Raw genomic sequence first — 19,833 nt, 5'->3', positions numbered from 1 at the left:
TTGAGTCAGCGGCCGCGGACGACAGCGAAGAACAGCAGCATCAGGATGAAGCCGAACCAGAAATTCCAGATCGAGTTCAGCCGGTAGTAGCCCTTGACGGGTTTGCCGCCGCGCTCATGCGGCTTGACGAACGGCACGACAGACTCCTCGACGCAGGCGATCACTCGGTGATCGCATCACCGCTATGGACGGTCGCCATAGTCGCATCCACGTACGACAATTTCGTGCACCGCGGAGAGATCAGCGAAACGCACGGGGCGGCCGTCCCCACTTGCGGTGGCCCGGAAGGTCGAGGTGCTTCCGAAAGCTCAAGGGAGCCCGGCGATGGCGTCATTGCTCAAATAGACACGCAAAAGCATCAGGGCATCCGACTTGCCGCGAATCGGACGCGCCTGCCCGTATCAGGTTCGGTGGCCTGGATGCACATGACCGAACGGCGGACGTCGATGTCAGATTTCTGACAATGAAGCCATAGATCGCCTTCAGCGGAAGTGTCAGACCCTCGCTCTACAGTCGGCAAGCAGTTACATACGTGCCGCCGCGACGGATGACGCGAGGAAGGTGATCATGGCCAGAAGGAGACGTACGGCTCGTCGTGTCAGCTCGGAAACCGTCTGGTGGCTGGCAGGAGCGGTCCTGGTGGGTGTCAGCGTCGTCGTGCAATTGGTCCAACGGCACCCAGTGGCTGCGTCCCTGATCGCGGCGGTCGTCCTAGCAGCAGCGTGCGGGGGCGGGTGGTTGTGGGTGCAGCGGTCGCGGCGGCTGGCGCAGCAGGAGCGTACGGTCGCCGTCACTGACGTCATGTCCGGCTCGGAGTTCGAGCACTGGGTGGCCCGCTTGATGCGGGCCAGCGGGTGCCGTCGGGTGCGGGTGTCCGGCGGCGCCGGCGACATGGGTGCCGACGTGACAGGGTATGCCCCGGACGGCCGGCGGCTGGTGGTGCAGTGCAAGCGGTACAGCGCGAAGGTCGGCAGTCCCGAGGTGCAGCGCTTCGCCGGAACCGCCCGCCACATCCACGACGCGGACGTGGCGTTGCTGGTCACGAACAACTACCTCACCGTTCAGGCCGCCGCCGTCGCCCGGCGGTGCCACATCAGCGTCGTCGATCGCGACGCGCTCGGCCTGTGGGCGGACTCGCTGAGGTTGCCCCTCGCCTCGGTATCCGGCCAGCCGGTCACATCCGCGTCGGCGCTACGGGCACGGGTGCCAGCGACCCGGCGTTTGCCTGGCTTACGGCGGCGAGCAAGGACGATCGCCCCCGCGACCGAACACCCTTCATCGGCTTCACCCCCAGGCCCCGCGAGCGCTACGCCGGCGAAAACCGCCGCGCCGCCGCGGGCTGTCGCTCCGGCCAGGACGGATTGGTGGAACGAGACGCCGTAAATGGCATCGCCGTACCTCGGTCCGCGTCCACCTTCTACGAAGCCAGCCTGTGGCGGATCTTCGCCTCAAAGAGCCGTCGTCACGCCTCATACGGGGACGCGGCTTGCCCCCTGCACGAACCGAACCCGGAAGGAACCACCATGGTGTACACCGCCGAGATCAGCCGCTCGAACCCCAGCTGCTTCATCTTCTTGCTCGACCAGTCCGCGTCGATGCTTGACGAGGTTGCCGAGGGTGAACTCGTGCGCCGCAAGGCCGACGTCGTCGCCGACGCGCTGAACCGGCTGTTGCGCGAACTGGCAATCAAGTGCGCCAAGGAAGGCGGCGTCCGCGACTACTTCCACGTCGCGGTCATCGGGTACGGCGTCCGTGTTGGCTCGGTGTTCGAAGGCGAGCTCAGCGGCCGCGACCTGGTGCCGCTGTCGCAGGTCGCGAAGTACCCGGCCCGAGTGGAAGAGCGGATGAAGAAGGTGCCCGACGGCGCCGGCGGCCTGGTCGAGCAGCCGACCAAGTTCCCGGTCTGGGTGGAGCCGGTCGGCAATCACGGCACCCCGATGGTCGAGGCACTGCGCCAGGCCACCGTGCTGGCCAACACGTTCCTGGCAACCAACGAGAACTGCTTCCCGCCGGTGGTGCTCAACTTGACCGACGGGCAGTCCACCGACGGAGATCCACGCCCGGCCGCGGAAGCGTTGCGGGAGTTGGCCTCCACCGATGGCAACGTCCTGCTGTTCAACCTGCACGTGTCCAGCGAGGGTGGCACGCCGACCATCTTCCCGGGAGCATCGGCCGAGCTGAACGACGAGTACGCCCGCACCCTGTTCTCGATGAGCTCCCCGCTGCCCCCGCACATGCGCTCCTACGCCGCGCAGCAGGGCATCGCCGTCGACGACACCAGCCGCGGCTTCGTCTACAACGCCGACATGATCACGATTGTGCAATTCCTCGACATCGGGACCCGCGCCACGGACCTGCGCTGAGCCTCAAGACGGCACAGCTCATGCGCGCATTCGTCAGTACGTTCGCGGTACCCAAAGCCGGTTCCACAGCCGAGGAGTACGAGGACGCCAGCGACGTCGAACCCGCGGCCGGCGACGACGCGGAGGTGACTGGCCCATGGATGGCCGCCGCGGTCGCCGACGGAGCCAGCGAGGCCATGCTCGCCGGTCGCTGGGCACGGCACCTCACCACCACCTTCACGGGGGCTCCCGCTGAGCAGGACCTGGCCACGACGATCCTGGCGGCGGCCGGCAGCTGGGACGACGTCGAAGCCGAGTACCGGCATGCTCGTGACGAGGCCGGCGAACCGATCGCTTGGTATGAGGAGGACGGGCTGCGCCGCGGCGCCTACGCCACCATCGTCGGCGCGCACCTGCTGGACGGCCCCACCGACCGGCAAGGACCGCTGTTGGTGGCCGCGCTGGGCGACGCCTGCCTGTTCCAGGTCCGCGATCACGAGCTGATCACCGCTTTTCCGATCGACGACCCGGCCGAGTTCGACACCCGGCCTGGTCTCGCTCCGTCTCGGCCGCTCGACCCCGCCAAGATCGGCGAACATGTCGTGGCGCTGCGCACCGAATGGCGGCAAGGCGATCGACTGCTGCTGGCCAGCGACGCACTGGCCCAGTGGTTCCTGGCGCAGGCACAGGTCGGCGGAAGACCGTGGCGCACCCTGTTCGACCTCGGCACGGACGCCGAAATAGGAGGGTTCGCCGCGCTCGTCGACGGCTGCCGCGCCAACGGGTCGCTGAAGAACGACGACACCACTTTGCTTCGCATCGACCTGTGACCGCTGACGATCGAGGACCACAACCGTGACACAGCAGAGATCACCGGCCCGGTATCCGACCGGCGGCGATTACGTCGATGCGCTCCAACTGCCGGGCCTGGCCTTCGCCGACCCGCAGCTACGAAGCGGCACCGTCAAGACGGACGACCTCGGCATGCCGGAACCGGTGTCGGGCAACTTCGCCTCCGTCTTCCATGTTTATGGGACTGCGGGTGAGCAGTGGGCGATCAAGTGTTTCGTCCGGCCCGACCCGGATCGGCACCGCCGCTACCACGCGATCGCCACCGCCCTGCAGGCGTTGCAGCACCGGGCACTCGTGGATTTCGACTACCAGTCCGACGGCGTGATGGTAGCCGGCGTGCGATACCCACTGCTGAAGATGCGCTGGGTCCAGGCCCAAGGGCTGATGCCGTGGCTGGAAACGCAGCTGTCGCACCCCGATCGGCTGCTCACCGTGGCCGAGCAGTTCGCCGATATCGTCACCACGTTGGAGACGGCCGGTATCGCCCATGGCGACCTGCAACACGGCAACCTGCTGATCACCGGCCAGAACGAACTGAAATTGATTGACTACGACGGCATGTACGTCCCGGAGATCGCCGGGCTGCCACCGAACGAGAAAGGCCTCGTCAATTACCAGCATCCTCGGCGCGGCGACGGAGACTACGGGCCAGGCCTCGACCGTTTCTCCGCCTGGGTCATCTATACCAGCCTGATCGCGCTCGCCGCCCGGCCGGACCTTTGGCGGCGCCTACGCGCTACCGACGATGACACCAAACTGTTGTTCGCGTCCGACGACTACCTCGACCCGACGGCATCTGCCGCCTTCCAAACGCTGCGCGCCGCTGGCCCGCCTCACCTGGTAACTCTCGCCGACCGGCTCGCCGCATTCACCCGCGTGGCTCCGTCACAGATACCGGCGCTCGAAGTTGAGCCCGCGCGAGTGGTGGTCTCATCACCGCCAGCCGGGCCCGCCGCGCCCGTGACGGACACCCCCGATTGGCTGGCCGACCATCTACCGGCAACACCACCGGCCGACCAGGAAGCACCCACCCAGACACCGGCGGATCTCCCGGTGCACTCGTTCTCCGGGGTTCATCTGACCTCCGCCCGCGTCGCTGCCGCCGGCATGCTGCTCTGCGTTGCCGGTGCAACCGCCGCCAGCCTCGGCAGCGCCGCGCTGGCGACCGTGCCCGCGGCCGTCTGGATCATGGCCTTCGTAACCGCTGCGGTCGTGATAGCCGGCAGCTACCTGGCTCATCCCCTGGTCGCGGCTCGTCGCAAGGCTCACGACGCCTACGCAGCCGCCCAGCAAGAACTGACCGCCGCCCGAGCCCAGGCCCAGGCCGTGCGGGGGACGCGTGCCCAATGGGATACCACCGCGGTCTCCCGGCAACAGGCACTGCGCGGCCAGCGGGACGCCGCCGTCAGGCAGCGTGACGCCGCGACCGCGCACGCACAGCGCGTCCTTCAGCAGACACTGCAGGGCATCGCGCGACGGCGTTCGGACTGGAGCAACACTCAGCAAGCCCGGGAGCACAGACGGCTCGCCGAGATTGCCGCGGAGCACGTCCAGCGCGCACTCGACAACGCCGTCATCGCGAAGAACCCACCACACGGGATCAGCGCGAAAATCGCTGGAACGCTTGCCGCGCACGGTTTCCGCACCGCCGCCGACTTCACCGGTTACCGCACTGCGTCCGGGTACGGCCGCTACGACCGAACCTTCATCAGGCGAACCCCCGCCGACTCCGGCACGTACGTGGAGAATGTCGGGGAGGCACGCGCACAGTCACTGCTGCAATGGCGCGAGAGCATCAGAACGCGCGCCGAAATTCAGGCGCCCAAGACTCTCACCCCGCAGCAACGCCACCAAGTGACCATTCAGGTCCAACAGCTCCACGCCGCCCTCAACGCCGAAGAGAACGCGGCCAAGCAGCAGGCCCGCACCGCGGTGGATCACGCCCGAGCCGTGGAGAAGGCTGCCCAGATGGCCATGGACGCGCAGGAGAAACAGATGGAAGCCGAGGCTCAGGACAAGCGCGCGAATCTCGAGCGAAGCATCGTCGGAGCGGACACCGCCGTGGACGCTGCGCAGCGCAACTCCGAGTACCTGGGCGACGCGTTGGCGCCTCTGACAAGGCTCTCCCCGACCACCTACCTGCTGGCCGTCGTAGGAGCGACCTCGCTGTAGACCAGTCGCGCTGAGCTATGCGAGCCACATCAAAGACCGCCGGCGCTGTCGTCAGCCGGCGAGCAGTTAGCCGGGTTCTCCGGTGGACTGCTCGCCGACTGGCCCCGGTGTGGTGCATCTGGTATCGCATCGCACCAACCGGGCCGGCGGATCCGGTCAGGGGTGCGCCGGAACGCCCGGGCGCCGGCCGGTGAGCAGCAGCAGGGCGACGCCGGCGGTGATAAGGGTCAGGCCCAGGACGATCGCGGCGGCCGAGGAGCCGGTCACCGGTACGGTGCCGGGCGGCCGTCCGCCGTACGGTTCGCGCTGCGGCACGACCACCGTCGAGGGTGCCGTCACCTCCACCGGCCCGGCGTCCCCGGCCGTGCGGGCACCGGTGACCAGCACCTCGTAGGTGTGCCGGCCGGCGGCCACCTCGTGCGCGGTCAGGTGGTAGACGCCGGACCGGCAGGTGACCGTGCCGCCCGGCGCCAGGCGGGTGCCCGGGCAGGTCACCGGGGCGGGCAGACCGGTGACGCGCACGTCGACAAGTGTGACGTTGCCGTCGTTACGGACGTCCACTGTGGAGGTCACGTCGTCGCCGGTGCCGAGCCGCCCGTCGCCGTCGGTGTCCCGCCAGGTGGCGGTCGGGGTGGCGGTGAGCCGGGGCGCGGGCGCGGCGACGGGCACCGACGCGTCGGCGGTGTTCGAGGTGACGGCCCGATCCGCCGGTGACCAGAGGCCGCGCGCGGCGGCCCGGGCAGTCAGCGGCCGGCCGGCGTCGATGTCGTCCTGGGTGACCCGGTACGCCCGGTCCGCCGTGCACGACGTCGCGGCGCCCACCCCGAGCCGGCTGTCCCGGCAGGTCACCGGGCCGGCCAGGCGATCGGTGACGGCGATCGAGCGGACCGTCACGTTGCCGGTGTTGGTGACCCGGTAGCCGTACCGGACGGTGCTCCCGGCCGCCGCCCGCGCCGCGGCGGTGATCGCCGCGGACATCCGCAGCCGGAGCGCGGGCTGCGGCTCGGCCACGCCGACCCGGGCGGTGAACGGCCCGAACGTGAGCGGGTCCGGCGACCGGCCGGCCACGGTGACCCGTTCGACGATCGCGGTGCCCGCGTCCACGTCGGCCTGCGTCACCCGGTAGGTCCCGGCCGCGCAGGTCATGCTCTCCCGGGCCGCCAGGCCGGCACGGGGGCAGCCGACCGGCCCGGACCGTGTGGTGGTCACCGCGATCCCGGTCATCGGCCGGTTCCCCGAGTTGATCACCTCGTACGTCCAGGTGACGGTGTCCCCCGCCTGCGCCGCGTCGTGGTGTGCCGCTGGGGTGACGGCGGCCGTGGCCCGGACCCGCAGCGCCGGCGCCGCGACCAGCACCGGCACACCGATCTCGACCGGCCCGAACATCAACACCGGCCCGGCACCGGCCCGCCCACCGGCGAACGCCCGGTTCACGATCTCGCCGCCGGCCACGTCCGCCGCGGTCACCTCGTAGGGCTGCGGCGCCCGGCAGGTCATCGACGCGGCCGGGGCCAGCACCGTCGCCGGGCAGCCGGCCGCACCGGTCCGGCTGTCCTCGACCGTCACGTCCCGCATGGTCACGGTGCCGGGGTTGACGACCGTGAACGCGTACTCCAGGGTGTCGCCCGCCTCGACGCCGTTGCGGTGGGCGTCCGGGGTCACCACGGCCCGGCCGGTGAGCACCAGCCGGGCGACGCCCTCGGCCACCGGCACGCGCACCGGCACGGTGTCCCGCTCGACGGCGGCGGCCTGCCCCGGCGCCCGGCCGTGCACGGTCACCGTGCCGGTGAGCGCGCCGGCGTCCACGTCGTCCTGCCGCACCGGGTACGACGGCGAGTCACAGTCCATCGCCGTGCCGACCGCCAGGCCGGTCGCCGGGCAGCCGGCGGCCCCGCCCAAAGTGTCCGTCACGTCGACGCCGGTCATCGTCACGTTGCCGGTGTTGCGGACCCGGTAGTGGAACGCCACCCGGTCGCCGGCCAGCACACCCGTCGCGCGCGCCGCCGGGGTGACGGTGGTGCCGGTGACGGTCAGGGTCAACTCGGCGACGGCCGGCACCACCGCCACCGAGGCGCTGCCCTGTGCGGACACCACCGCGCTGCCCGGCGTCACCCCGGCCGCGGAGACGATCACGTCGTTGTGGATCGGTGCGCCGCCGTCCTGGTCGGCCTGGGTCACCACGTACGGCTCAGCCGGCGTGGACCGGCAGGTCAGGGTGGCACCGGCTGCGACCGTGGCCGACGGGCAGGTCACCCCGGACACGTGGGAGTCGGTCACCCCGAGGCCGCCCACGGTGACGTTCCCGGTGTTGGTGACGGCGTACGTGTAACCGATCGTCTCGCCCACCCGGACCGGCGCCCCGGCCGACGGCGTCACCACGACACCGAGCCCGGGCGCCGGGGCAGCCGGGGTGACGGAGGTGCGGAACGGCCCGTACGAGCCGGTGATCGCGGTGCCGTCGACGGTGCCGGTGACGGTCACGGCGGTGCCGATCGGGAGGCTGGCGTCGATGTCGGCGGGGGTCACCGCGTACCGGCCGGACGCCGGGATCCCGCAGGTCGTGGACGCGCCCACTGGCAGGGTGTCCACCGGGCAGCCGACCGGGCCGAGCCGGGCGTCGGTGACCACGATGCCGTCCATCACCACGTTGCCGTTGTTGGTGATCATGTACTCGTAGTCGATCAGGTCACCGGCGGCGGCCGCGTGCTGATGCCCGGCCGGGCTCACCGTGGCGGTCACCACGGCGGTCAGCGATTCCTCTGCCACCACCACCGGCACGCTCGCCGTCACCTGGGCGTAAACGACCGGTTCCGGGTCGACCGCGGCCTGGGCCCGCACGGTCACCGTGTCGCTGATCGGCAGGCCGGCGGCGATGTCGCCGGAGTCGACCAGGACGGTGTTCGCCGCCGGGCAGGTGACCGCCGCGCCCGGTGCCAGCGTGGTGCTGCCGCACCCGCCGGCGCCGCCGGCGGTCCCGAAGACGGCGAGGCTGCTCACGGCCAGGTTGCCGGTGTTGGTGACCCGGTACCGGTAGCTGATCGTGTCGTTCACCGCGGCGCCGGCCGGCGAGCCGGACGAGAGCGTGGTGAGCACGTCGAGCCGCAGCACCGGGTCCGCCGCGGCGACCGTGACGGTGGCCGTGCCGGTGTTGTCCGACGGGTCCGGGTCGGTGCTGCCCGAGGCCACGATCCGGGACCGCCCGGCGAGCGTGCCGGAAGCCTGGGCCATCCCGGTGAGCAGCAGTTCCGCCGCGGCGGCTCCGGCCGGCACCCGCGGCAGGGTCCAGGCGAGTGCGCCGGTGTCGTAGCCGCCGGTGGACGGTGTGCCGGTGAGCAGCACCAGTCCGGTGTCCGGTTCCTGGCGGACCAGCACACCCGTCGCGTCGGACGGCCCGGCGTTGCCGACCCGGACCGTGAAGGTCACCTGGTCGGTCTGCACCACGGCGGCCGGGCTGACCGATGTGACAAGCCGCAGGTCGGAGCGGCGTTCGACGGCACGGGTGGTGGTGACGCTGTCGTCGGCCGCGCCCGGGTCGCGGGTGGTCGCCGAGACGGTGGCCGTGCGCGCGAACGTCCCGACCGCCCAGCCCGGCGGCAGCGGCACCGCGCCGAACGTGATCTGCCAGGTCGCCGCCGTGTCCAGGACCGGCCGGGTGCAGACGTAGATCCCGCCGTCCGGGGTGACGCCGCCCGGCGCGCCGCTGCCCTGGAACGCGCAGGTCCCGCCGCTCTGCGCCGCCACCGGCACCGGCAGTCCGGCCGGCACGGCCTGCCGCAGCACCACGCCCTCGGCCCGGGTCGGCCCGTCGTTGGCGACCGTGACGACGCCCTTCACGTCGTGCCCGGCGATCAGCGGCGCCCCGGCCTCGGTGTCGTTGGTCAGCGCCTGACCGGCCCGCAGATCCGCCTCCAGCTCGATGGTGAACGTGACCACCGAGGTGTCGTTGGACGGCTTCGGATCGGTGGTCGGTGAGATCACCGTGGTGCTCGACTGCTGCACGCCGGCGGCCGCGTTCGCGCCGACCGTGGTGCTGCCGGAGATCTTCACGACCGCGCCGGCGGGCAGCGTCGCGAACGTGCAGGCGGTGCTGGTGCAGGACGGCGACGCCGGTCGGTTCACCGTGAAACCGACCGGCACGACCGTGTTGAACGAGACGTTGCCGGCCGCCGACGGGCCGTAGTTGGTGACGGTCAGCGTGAACGGCACGGTGTCACCGGGCTTCGCGGTGGCGGCACCGATGGTGAGTTGCACGCCCACGTCGGCCTGCGCGGTGCCGGTGGACTGCACCGAGAAGTTGTTGTCGGTGACGTCCGACTCCGGGGTGGACGAGCTCACCGAGACCGCGTTGTTGACCGCGCCGGTGCCGGCCGGGTCGAGCCGCACCACGATCGTGACGGTCCGGACGTCACCGGGGCCGGTGTCCGGCAGCGTGCACTCGACGGTCAGGGTCACCGAGAACACGCAGGAGCCGTCCGCCGTGCCGGCGCTGACGAACGTGGAGCCCGTCGCGACCGGGTCGGTCAGCACGATGCCCCGGGCGGTGGAGGGTCCGTTGTTGGTCACGATCGCGGTGTAGGTCACGGTGGCGCCGGCGACCGGCACCGCGGGAGCGTACGACTGTGTCACGTCCAGGTCGGTGACGGTGGCGACGGCCGCGCTCACCGAGGTGGCGTTGTCCGCCTGATCGATCTCGTAGGTCGCGCCGGCCACCGAGGCGGTCAGGGTGGCCTGAGCACCCGGCGTGGCCTGCGGTATCACGGTTCCGGTGACGTTCATGGTGGCGGTGGCGCCGGCCGCCAGCGACGCGATGTCACAGGTCGCCACCGAGCCGGCGACCGCGCAGGCACCCTGCGGCGAGGTGGCGCCGATACCGGCGATGCCGTACGGGACGACCGCGCTCGCCTGCACCGTGCTCGCCGTGTCCGGTCCCCGGTTGACCACGGTCAGCACGGTGCGCGCACCCTGACCGGCGATCACGCCGGGTGCCGCCACCACGGCCGTGATCGCCAGGTCGGCGGCGGGCGCCACGGCGACGGGGACACTGTTGGAGGTGGACGTGACTGTCGTACCGGTGAGCGCGTTCAGGTAACCCACGGCCGCGTCGTTGCCCACCGTCGTGGCCGCGGCCGCCGCGGTCACGCGTACCTGATAGGTGATGGTCCGGGCCTCGCCCACCGCGATCTGGCCGCCCGCGCTCGGCCCCGCGCCGGTGCCGGACCGGACCCGGACCCGCCGCGCGCCCGCGTCGTACTCCCCGGTGTCGGCGTCCGCCGCGTCGGAGACCACCGTCGTGCTCGACCCGCTGATCGACCTGATCGAGCCGGGCACGAACGCCGTCCCGGCCGGCAGGTCGTCGGTGAAGACCACGTTCTTCGCCGGGTTGCCACCCTGATTGGTGGTGACGGCGGTGTAGGTCAGCACGTCGCCGACGTTCGCCGGGCCACCCCGTACGCCCATCGTGGTGAACAGGCACGGCGCGTTGCCGAACGCGATGCCGTCGAGGAAGTTGCCGTAGGTGGGCTTGTTCTGCGCCGCCGAGATCGAGTCGAACGCGAACCGGGTGCTGGTCTGCCCCGCCGGCACCGTGTAGATGCCCGACCAGGTGCCCCACGCCGCCGCACCGTCGGAGATCAGCGGGCCCTGCTGGACGAGGGCGCCGCCGACCGGGCCGATCTTCGTCGCCATCACGTCGGTGCCCAGCCGGCCGCGATGCCGCAGCTCCCAGCGCAACGTCTGGCCCGGCGTGGTCGGCAGATCCTGGTAGAGCTGGGACACGTAGTTCGCGTTCAGCTCCACGAACTGGTCACCCGAGCCGGCAGTGAATCCCTGCCGGATCTCCCGCCAGTGCTCGAAGACCCGGTCCGGCGCCGTGGTCCGCCAGCCCGGCATGTCCCCCTCGGGGATCAGCGACATCGAGTTGGGGGCCAGCACCGGCGCCTCGAAGTCGCCGTTGGCGATCGACACCGGCGCCGGGCAGGTGCTCTGCGCGGCCCGGGCCGGCGGCGCGAGCTGGGGCCGCAGCACGGGTACGGCGACGAGCAGCGCACCGAGACAGATCAACAGGACGGCGCCACCGAGGCGTGTGGTCCCTCGCACCATCGAACACCCGATCCGGTCGCCCTGCCGTCAGGGGTACGTTATGCCGGAAGGGTGCATTTAGTGTTCCCTTTGTTGGTTTCGCCTCGGCGGGCCCCGGGAGACGCTAAGGGGCCGGACGTCGTCGCGCCGATCCGTCATTGCCGGCGAATTGTTCTCACCTTTTACCGCGGGCGTCATCCGTTCGGGTTAATCCCCGGGCGATCATCGCGGCCACTCGCGCCGAGCAGCGCGAATGATCGGCTCGCCGGTGGTCGTCCGATCATTCAGGAATTTTTTATGCCGGTTCGGCACCTGGTTCCGGCGCCCGAATCGGACCTACTTTGTGTCCGTCCTCATCGAACGCCGGCGACCGTCCACGCCAGATGTCCTTCTCATCCCGGCCGGAGATCTTCAGAGTGTCAGTTCGGCGCGCTGAACAGTCCGTTGTCATCGGAGGCATGATTCATGTCCGAGCCCACCTTCCACTTCATCGTGGTCGTCGACATCGAGGGCTTCGGTGCGCGGACCATTCCCTTCCAGGAATCATTGACCGACGCCATGTACGACGTCGTCCGGACCGCGCTCACCGACGTGCACATCGACCCGGCAGCCGTGGTGCAGCTCGATCGCGGTGACGGCATCATCATGCTGGTCCCGACGACCGCGGCGAACTCGGTGACCCTGGCCGGGCGGTTCGTGTCGGCCGTGGACGACGCGTTGCGGGAGAAGGCCCGGTTCCACTCCGCGGATCATCGGATGCGGCTGCGGATGGCGCTGCACCAGGGCAACTGTCACCGCAAGGACGACCGCTGGGTGGGTGCGGCGATCAACACGGCGGCCCGCCTGGTGGACGCCGCGCCGCTGCGGGCCGCACTGACCGCAGCGCCGGACGCGGCGATGTCGTTCATCGTCTCCGACGAGATCTACCAGGGCGTGGTCCGGCACGGTTACCGCGGCATGGAGCCGCAGGAGTTCGCGCCGGTCGACCTCGAGGTCAAGGAGCTGCGGGAACGGGCCTGGGTTCAGGTGCCCGGCCGCTCGTACCCGCCGGGCATCCCGGCCGCCGGCGCCCCGCCCGGCCGCGACGCCGCCGCCGAGCGCGACGCCGCCGATCCTGACCGCGATGCCACCGACCCTGACCGGGACGCCGCCGGGACCGCGCCCGCGAACACCGGCACGGTCAGCGGCGGGCAGTTCAACGGCGGGTTCCACGGCACCTACGTCGGCGGCGGCCAGTTCGGCGGCGACTTCGTCCAGGGCCACAAGTACGTGGACAACCGGTGACCGCACCGGCGCCGAAACCACAGGTTCCCGCCCAGGCGGGTCCGGCACCACAGCCGGCACCCAAGCAGGCGCCGGCGCCGGCGGGGCCGAACCCGCCTGGCGGAGGCGCCGCGCCCCCGGGTCAGCCGGCCGCACCGGCGCCCGGCTCGGCACCGGCGCCCGGTTCGGCACCGGACCAGGCGACACCGGCGCCGGACACGTCGAAGCTGGAGAACAACGACCGGTCGAAACCGCACAGCGCCACCAACGCCCAGCAGCGCGCCGATCGGCTGCGGGAGGCCAGCAGCAAGATCAGCGGGGATTTCGTCGGCGGCCACAAGTTCGAGATCGTCCTGGGCGACGGCAGGTGCAAACCGGTGCAGCGCCTCGGCACCACGCTCGCCGAGGCGGTGCGCTTCGCCTTCGTCAAGCCCGGCGAGTGGAGCCGGGTCACCACCGAGCAGCACGACCGGCGCGTGGTGATCCTGCGGGCCGCGCCGAACCAGGGCAAGAGCGCGGCCGCCATCCGGTTGCTCCAGGCGCCGTCCGACCGGGTCATCTACAACCTGGACCGCGACGTCGACCTCGCCGAGCTGGCCTCGCTGCTGCAGCGGGACGCCAAGAACGACCGGGCGCTCACCGCCGCCGGGTTCGTGCTCAGCGAGCCGAGCGCGTGGGCCGCCGTCCGGGGCTGGATGCTCCAGCAGCTGGAGGCCGCTCTGGAGACCATCGACGCGCGCCTCGTGCTGACCCTGAGCAGCACCGAGACCCTCACCGACGACGAGCTGCACGGGTACGTGGTCGACCTCGGACCGGCACCGCACCCGAACGACGTGTTCACCCGGCACCTCGAGTGGCGTCTGCGGGACGACCCGGCGCTCTGCCCAGGTGTGCTCGCCGACGCGGAGCTGGCGAAACTGACCGGCGAGGTGCTCACCGGTGACGCCGGCATGAAACGCGCCGCCGACTACGCCCTGGTGGTCAGCCAGTGCCTGGACGGTACGGCGGTCGACGTGGCCCGGGCCCGCGACCGGATGTCCCGGCAGGCCGTCGAGGGGTTCGACATCTGGTTCGGCAGCCTGCCTGACGTGCCGGCGCGGTGCCTGGCGATCGCCCTGGCCGTGCTGAACGGCCTGTCCTACGAGCACGTGGTGCGCGCCGCCGGGATGCTCACCGCCCGGCTCGACGGCCCGCCCACCCCGATGCACAGCGGCCCGGCACCGGTACGCGCACCGTGGCGGGACCCGTTCCGCCGCAACAGGCGGGAGGTGCTGCGGCTGTTGCGCGCCACGGTCCGCGACACGGTCACCCGCGGGCCCTTCGGCCCGGCGCCGGCCGAGGTGATGGAGTACCGCGACGACGGTCACCCCGAGCAGGTGCTGGAGCACGCCTGGCGCGAGTTCGGCATGCACCGCGAGCTGCTCGCCTGGCTGCGGGACCTGGCCAGCGACCCGGACGACGAGGTCCGCGCCTGGGTCGGCACCGCGCTCGGCGTGCTCTCCCGTTACGCGTTCGGCTACGTCTACAGCCAGGTGCTCGCGGGCATGGCCATCGATCGGGACAACCTGTTCAACCGGGAGGTGGTGGCGTACGCCCTGCGCGTACCCGCCGCCCGCCCCGACCTGCGTCCGCTCGTCGACGCCGTGGTCGCCGGGCTCTACGGCAACCTGGACAACCCGGCCGGTCAGGCCACCGCGGCCCGGGCACACGGGATCGCGCTCGGCCCGCTCGGTGCCGGCGCGGCGCTGGCCGCCCTGGACCGGCTCGCCCTGGTCGACAACCTGGACCTGGCGATCAGCATCGGGGACAGCCTCGGCGACCTGATCATGCAGGACGACCTGCGCAACGCGCCGCTGGTGCTCAGCCGGGTGTCGAACTGGCTGCGGGACCGCCGGCGCTCCCTGGTCGGCGAGTTCGTCTTCCTCTACCTGGCCCGTTCGCTGACCACCGACCACGAGACCGGCGGGCAGCGGATTACCTGGCCCACCCTGCTGATGCTCGCCGACGAACGGCAGGAGCTGCGCCGCGTACTGATGGAGATGTGGCGGCACGTGCTGAACTCCGGCGCGTGGCCGCTCTACGTCGAGGCGGCGCTCGCCGACTGGGCCGCGCTGGCCGAGACGGACACCGGCGTACGCACCTCGCTGAGCCGGATGCTCGCCGGCACCGCGAGCCTGAGCGAGCGCACCGGCTCGCTGGTCCTGCGCCAGGTCGCACAGTGGCGGGCGCCGGAGAACCTGCAACCCAAGCCCCGCACCGCGCTGGCGGTCGAGGAAGCCCTGCGCCCGGCAAGGAACGATGTCGCGTGACCCAGCCACTCAACCTGATCCTCAACGTCACTCCCGTGCAGCGCGGCCTGTTCGACCGCTCGGCCGGGACCACCCCGGACGTCGCCGTCGTCTATGCCACCGGCAGCGGCGACGTGCAGTACTTCGGCGGACGCCCGCTGTCCAAGTGGGAGCAGACGTACGGCGCCTACCGCACCCGGTACGACGTGGACACCGGCGACCACCGGCGGACCGTGGAGCTGCGCAGCAGTCCGCTGCCGTCGCGCGGCGACTACTACTTCTTCATCGCCACCGTGGACGTCGCGTTCCGGGTGCACGACCCGGCGCAGGTGGTCCGCCGCAACATCAAGGACGCGCTGCCGGTGGTCTACGGCTTCCTCAAGACCGAGCTGCGCACCATCACCCGCGGTTTCGGCATCGAGCAGTCCACCCAGGCCGAGGAGGCGATCCGCCGCCGGTTCGCCGGCCCGGTGGAACTGCCCGACGGTCTCACCATCTTCGAGCTGAGCCCGCGGCTGCTGCCGGACGCCGAGGCCAGCCGCTACCTCCAGGAGAAGGTGGAGGGGGCCCGGCAACTGGAGAACAACGTCGTACGGCACCAGGTGAACGTGCAGCAGTCGCTCCAGCAGGGCGAGCTGGACCGGATGCAGCAGATGGCCCGGATCCAGGCCACCCAGATGGAGCTGACCGCGATGGGCGGCCAGGAGATGAGTGCCCGGCAGATGGCGATGCTGCACCTGGCCCGCCACCCGGAGGACACCGCGAAGGTGATGGCTCTGCTGCTCGACCACGAGCAGGCCGAGTTGCAGCGTCAGGACCAGCAGGCGATCCAGGCGACGAACCTGTTCAAGTTCCTGGCCGAACAGGGCCTGTTCCAGTCGCCCGACGTGGAACGGGTGGTCCCGGCGGTGATGCAGCACATGGGCATCGGCACCGCGCCGGCACCGATCCAGGCGGCGCCGTGGACGCAGCCTTCGGTGCTGCCGGCGGCCCCCGCGCCCGCCGCCGTCACGGCCCCGGCCGCTCCGGGCACCGTGCCGGCGCAGGGCAAACCGCCGGCCGTGGTGCTCCAGCAGGACCCGGGCAGCAAGGTCTGGAAGCCGGCCGACGGGGTGCAGCCGATCTACCTGGTGGTGGACGAGTCGGACGCGGTCCTGCCGTACATCGGCGACCTCACCGACGGGGTGCACGCGCTGCACGAGACGCTGCTCCAGGCCGGTGACGTGACGGCTGCCCTGCGGCTGGCGGTGCTGGGCCTCGCCGACGAGACGGCCACCCGCCGCCCGCTGGAGCCGATCACCGCGGGCGGCCAGTCGCCGTGGTTCAGCGCGCGCGGGCCGGCCCGGTACGGCAGCGCCTTCGAGACCCTGATGGACGTCATCGACCAGGACATCCCGATGCTCAAGCAGGAGCAGCCCAAGGTGCTGCGCCCGACCGTCTACCTGCTCAGCGGCAGCAACGCGGCGGACGCCTGGGACAGCGCCTACCAGCGGCTCACCGACCGGGGCACGCACCGCTACGCGCCGAACATCGTGGCCTGCGGTTTCGGTGCGGCACCGGCCACCCTGATCAACCGGATCGCCACCGACCCGGCCCTCGGTTTCGTGATGGAGCCGGGCGCCGACGCGCACGCCGCCCTCGGGCAGTACTGGCGTTCGCTGGCCCGGCAGATCCTGGCGTCCGGCAAGGCCCTGATCGACGGCAGCACCGACCTGACGTACCAGCCGCCCGCCGGGTTCCGCCTGGCCCGCGAGCTGGTCTGAACCCCACGGAGGAACGGGAATGACTGGAAACCGCGGCAACCTGCTGCCGGTGTACGTGCTGGCCGACGAGTCCGGCTCGATGGGCCGCTTCATGGGCGACCTGAACAAGGGTCTCGCCTCGTTGCACGAGGCCCTGCTGGGTGAGCCGATGGCGGCGGCGAAGGTACGGTTCTCGGTGCTCGGGTTCGCCGAGGACGTCCAGGTCCGGCTGCGGCTCGCCGACCTGCGTCACGAGGAGGAACTGCCGGCCCTGCACGCGCGTGGCTGGACGAACTACCAGGCGGCGTTCGCGGCGTTGCGGAGTGGCATCCCGCAGGACGTGGCCGCGCTGAAGGCGGAGGGCTACCGGGTGCACCGGCCGGCCGTCTTCTTCCTCAGCGACGGCCAGCCGAGCCGGGGCGACTGGCAGGGCGAGCACCGGGCGCTGGTGGACCCGGCCGTCACGCACGCGGCGCCGAACATCATCGCCTGCGGGATGGGCGACGTCGAGGCGAACACCGTGCTCAGTGTCGCCACCCGGCCGGAGTACGGCTTCGTCGCCGAGGTCGGTGTGGACCTGGGCAGCGCGATCGCCAAGTTCTGCACGGCGCTCACCAAGAGCATCGTGGAGTCCGGCCGGTCGCTCGGGTCCAGCCAGCCGGAGCTCGTGGTGAAGCAGCCCGAAGGCTTCCGCATGGCGATCGACGTGGTGTGACGATGGCGTGGGACACGAACGGATGGCGGGAGCGGATCGGGCCCTGGCTGGTCTGGCCGCTCCCCATGCCCCGGTCCGGTGCGGAGCCCCGCCCCCGGCGCGAGGAACCCCGGCGTGAGGCCTCCCGGCGCGAGGGAGCCCGGCGGCCCGAACCCCGGCGCGACGAACCCCGGCGCGAGGAGGCCCGGCGCGAAGAGGCCCGGCCCACCGGGGCGGAGGACCACGGTGGGCGCGGCCGGACCTACGGGTCCAGCACCGCGCCGGCGGCCACGCTCGCACCGCCCCGGCATGCCGCCCGGCGCGCGCAGGCGGACCCGGAGCGCTCCTGGTGGGGCACGCCGGTGATCGGTACGCCGGTGGACGAGTTCGAGCCTCGGCCGCCGGAGTCGGTGTCGTACCGGCCGGACCTCGTGGTGGACGGCTGGGCGTCCGAGGACCTGATCGTCCGGGCCGCCTCGACCCGCGGCTACCTGCACCGCTACCGGGGGACGCCGAGGCAGGACGACCTGGCGGTGGCGTTCGAGCCGCGTACCGGATCGGTGGTCTTCGCCGTCGCCGACGGCCTCTCCTCGGCCCGGCACGGACACGTCGGATCGAGCGCGGCCTGCCGTGCGGCGGTGACCGCGATGGTCAGCGCCCTGGAGGCGGACCCACAGGCCGGACGCCCGCTGATCGACTGGCAGGGACTTGTCGACCAGGCGGCCTGGCAGCTGATCGCCCAGGCCCGGACCCTGCTCGGCCCGGACACCGAGCCCGCGGTGGCCGAGCGCGACTTCGCCACCACGCTCGTCGCCGGGATGGTCCGGCCGACGGCGCAGGGCACCGAGGTGTCGCTGATCCAGGTAGGCGACAGCAGCGCGTGGATCCTCGCCGATGGGCGCTACCAGTGCATGTTGAAGAGCAAGTACACGGCGGACCCGGAGGTGGTCTCGTCGGCCACCGCCGCGCTGCCGCGTACGCCCCGGGTGACGCCGCGCGGTGGCCTGCTCCAGCCGGGCGAGGTGCTGCTGATCGGCACCGACGGGTTCGGCGACCCGCTCGGCGACGGCACCGGCGAGGTCGGCCGGCACTTCGCCGAGGTGCTGACCCGGGCGCCGAACCCGCTCTCGTTCGCCGGCAGCCTGGACTTCTCCCGGGAGACCTTCGACGACGACCGCACCCTGATCGCGATCTGGCCACGCACCGCGAAACCGGCGCCACGGCGATGACCGGCGTACCGGAGATCGAGAAGCCGGTGCTCGGCGCTCTGCGGCGCCTCGGCGACGGCGGTCAGGGCAGCGTCTGGGCGACCGACTCGATCAAGATCAACGGTTCCTGGCCGGGGGTCTACAAGGAGTACGACGCCGCGGTCCTGCCCCGGCTCGACATCGCCCAGCTCCGCCGGATGGTCTCCTTCGTGCCGAGCCTGCCGATGGACCGCGGCCGGTGGCTCTGCGAACAGACCGCCTGGCCAGCCGCGCTGGTCCGCGAGCACGGCGCCGTCCGGGGCTTCCTGATGCGCCGGATCCCGCCGGAGTTCGAGACGTCGCTGCCGCAACGCAGCGGCGCCGCGGTCCGGCGGCCCGCCGGCTTCCAGTACCTGCTGAACCACGAGGACTATCTCCGGCGGATCGCGGTACGGATCGACGACCGTACCCGCCTGCTGCTGCTCGCCGACCTCGCCGAGACCCTGGCCGAACTGCACCGGCTGGGTATCGCGGTCGGCGACCTCTCCCCCAACAACCTGCTCTTCCACCTCGCCCCGGGGCCACCGCGGTCCTTCTTCATCGACTGCGACGCGATGCGGCTGGCGGGTTCGTCGGTGCTGCCGCAGGCCGAGACCACCGCGTGGGAGGTGCCGGCGGGCGAGGAACTGGGCACGGCGGCCTCGGACGCGTACAAGTTCGGGCTCGTCGCGATCCGGCTCTTCGCCGGTGACCAGGACAGCCGCGATCACACCGTGCTCGGCCCGGCGTCCGGCGAACTGGCCGCCATGGCGCTGCGCAGCCAGTCACCGGACCCGGCGGCCCGCCCGGCGCCGGGCGCCTGGGCGCCGCTGCTGCGGACCGCTGCCACCTCGGTCACGACGGTGCTGGCGAAGTCGGCGAACGCACCCAAGGCCAGGTCGGCCAAGGGCACGAAGACCGGGCCGGTGAACGCTCCGAAAGGCGGGGCCCGGACCAGGAGGACACCCGGGCAGCGCACCCCGGTCAAGCCGGCCACGACGGGGGCCACCGGCCCGCACCGGCCGGCACCACCGCCGGTCGTACCGGCACCACCCCCGCGGCCCGTGCCCGCGGCGGCGGACACCTCGTCGGTCAGTCCGGTGACGGTCGCGATCGTGCTGGCCCTGATCGCCATCGGCGTGTTCGTCATGTGCCAGCTGGCCTGACCTTCCGACC

The 19,833-nt window shown here is 71.7% G+C and carries 12 protein-coding genes; 10 read left to right on the top strand and 2 right to left on the bottom strand.

All coding sequences use genetic code 11. The annotated features are described in order from the left end of the window. Positions 1-5 precede the first annotated feature (5 nt). Positions 6-137, bottom strand: a complete 132-nt coding sequence (locus LPA41_RS42145; protein ID WP_255690554.1) for a hypothetical protein — start codon at positions 135-137, stop codon at positions 6-8. 502 nt (positions 138-639) lie between these two features. Here LPA41_RS42145 and LPA41_RS29880 point away from each other — a divergent pair. The 4 genes from LPA41_RS29880 (at position 640) to LPA41_RS29865 (ending at position 5,366) form a co-directional block, all read left to right on the top strand. Then, positions 640-1,383, top strand: a complete 744-nt coding sequence (locus LPA41_RS29880) for a restriction endonuclease (protein WP_229074287.1) — start codon at positions 640-642, stop codon at positions 1,381-1,383. Between the two features lie 140 nt (positions 1,384-1,523). After that, a complete protein-coding gene (locus LPA41_RS29875) occupies positions 1,524-2,363 on the top strand; it encodes a vWA domain-containing protein (RefSeq protein WP_229074285.1) in 840 nt (279 codons plus the stop codon). Positions 2,364-2,383: 20 nt separating this feature from the next. Next, complete coding sequence (locus LPA41_RS29870; protein WP_229074283.1) at positions 2,384-3,172, top strand: hypothetical protein; 789 nt, start codon at positions 2,384-2,386, stop codon at positions 3,170-3,172. 25 nt (positions 3,173-3,197) lie between these two features. Further along, positions 3,198-5,366, top strand: coding sequence for a hypothetical protein (locus LPA41_RS29865; RefSeq protein WP_229074281.1), 2,169 nt, complete (start codon positions 3,198-3,200; stop codon positions 5,364-5,366). A 156-nt stretch (positions 5,367-5,522) separates the two neighbouring features. Here LPA41_RS29865 and LPA41_RS29860 read toward each other — a convergent pair whose 3' ends face one another. Beyond that, positions 5,523-11,462, bottom strand: a complete 5,940-nt coding sequence (locus LPA41_RS29860; protein ID WP_229074280.1) for a DUF11 domain-containing protein — start codon at positions 11,460-11,462, stop codon at positions 5,523-5,525. Positions 11,463-11,909: 447 nt separating this feature from the next. Here LPA41_RS29860 and LPA41_RS29855 point away from each other — a divergent pair, with 447 nt between their 5' ends. From LPA41_RS29855 to LPA41_RS29830, 6 genes are read left to right on the top strand one after another with little or no spacing between them, the layout of a single operon-like run. After that, complete coding sequence (locus LPA41_RS29855) at positions 11,910-12,728, top strand: hypothetical protein (RefSeq protein WP_229074279.1); 819 nt, start codon at positions 11,910-11,912, stop codon at positions 12,726-12,728. Then, entirely contained in the window at positions 12,725-15,016 is a 2,292-nt protein-coding gene (locus LPA41_RS29850) for a hypothetical protein (protein ID WP_229074278.1), read from the top strand. The genes LPA41_RS29855 and LPA41_RS29850 overlap by 4 nt, the downstream gene beginning before the upstream one ends. Continuing rightward, complete coding sequence (locus tag LPA41_RS29845) at positions 15,013-16,758, top strand: hypothetical protein (protein ID WP_229074272.1); 1,746 nt, start codon at positions 15,013-15,015, stop codon at positions 16,756-16,758. Before LPA41_RS29850 ends, LPA41_RS29845 begins: the two co-directional genes overlap by 4 nt. Positions 16,759-16,777: 19 nt before the next feature. Then, positions 16,778-17,452, top strand: a complete 675-nt coding sequence (locus LPA41_RS29840) for a hypothetical protein (protein ID WP_229074322.1) — start codon at positions 16,778-16,780, stop codon at positions 17,450-17,452. 2 nt (positions 17,453-17,454) lie between these two features. After that, on the top strand, positions 17,455-18,660 hold the full coding sequence (locus LPA41_RS29835) for a protein phosphatase 2C domain-containing protein (protein ID WP_229074271.1): 1,206 nt from the start codon (positions 17,455-17,457) through the stop codon (positions 18,658-18,660). Continuing rightward, positions 18,657-19,823, top strand: a complete 1,167-nt coding sequence (locus LPA41_RS29830; RefSeq protein ID WP_229074269.1) for a hypothetical protein — start codon at positions 18,657-18,659, stop codon at positions 19,821-19,823. Before LPA41_RS29835 ends, LPA41_RS29830 begins: the two co-directional genes overlap by 4 nt. Positions 19,824-19,833 lie beyond the last annotated feature (10 nt).

Source organism: Actinoplanes sp. DH11 (assembly GCF_020873875.1).
GTDB lineage: Bacteria > Actinomycetota > Actinomycetes > Mycobacteriales > Micromonosporaceae > Actinoplanes.
This window is presented reverse-complemented; position numbering and strand designations above follow the sequence as displayed.

Bases quoted from the DNA above. Each gene is read 5' to 3' on its own strand.
- LPA41_RS29875 (WP_229074285.1), top strand. From the start codon at position 1,524: ATGGTGTACACCGCCGAGATCAGCCGCTCGAACCCCAGCTGCTTCATC.
- LPA41_RS29870 (WP_229074283.1), top strand. From the start codon at position 2,384: ATGCGCGCATTCGTCAGTACGTTCGCGGTACCCAAAGCCGGTTCCACA.
- LPA41_RS29855 (WP_229074279.1), top strand. From the start codon at position 11,910: ATGTCCGAGCCCACCTTCCACTTCATCGTGGTCGTCGACATCGAGGGC.
- LPA41_RS29840 (WP_229074322.1), top strand. From the start codon at position 16,778: ATGACTGGAAACCGCGGCAACCTGCTGCCGGTGTACGTGCTGGCCGAC.
- LPA41_RS29835 (WP_229074271.1), top strand. From the start codon at position 17,455: ATGGCGTGGGACACGAACGGATGGCGGGAGCGGATCGGGCCCTGGCTG.
- LPA41_RS29830 (WP_229074269.1), top strand. From the start codon at position 18,657: ATGACCGGCGTACCGGAGATCGAGAAGCCGGTGCTCGGCGCTCTGCGG.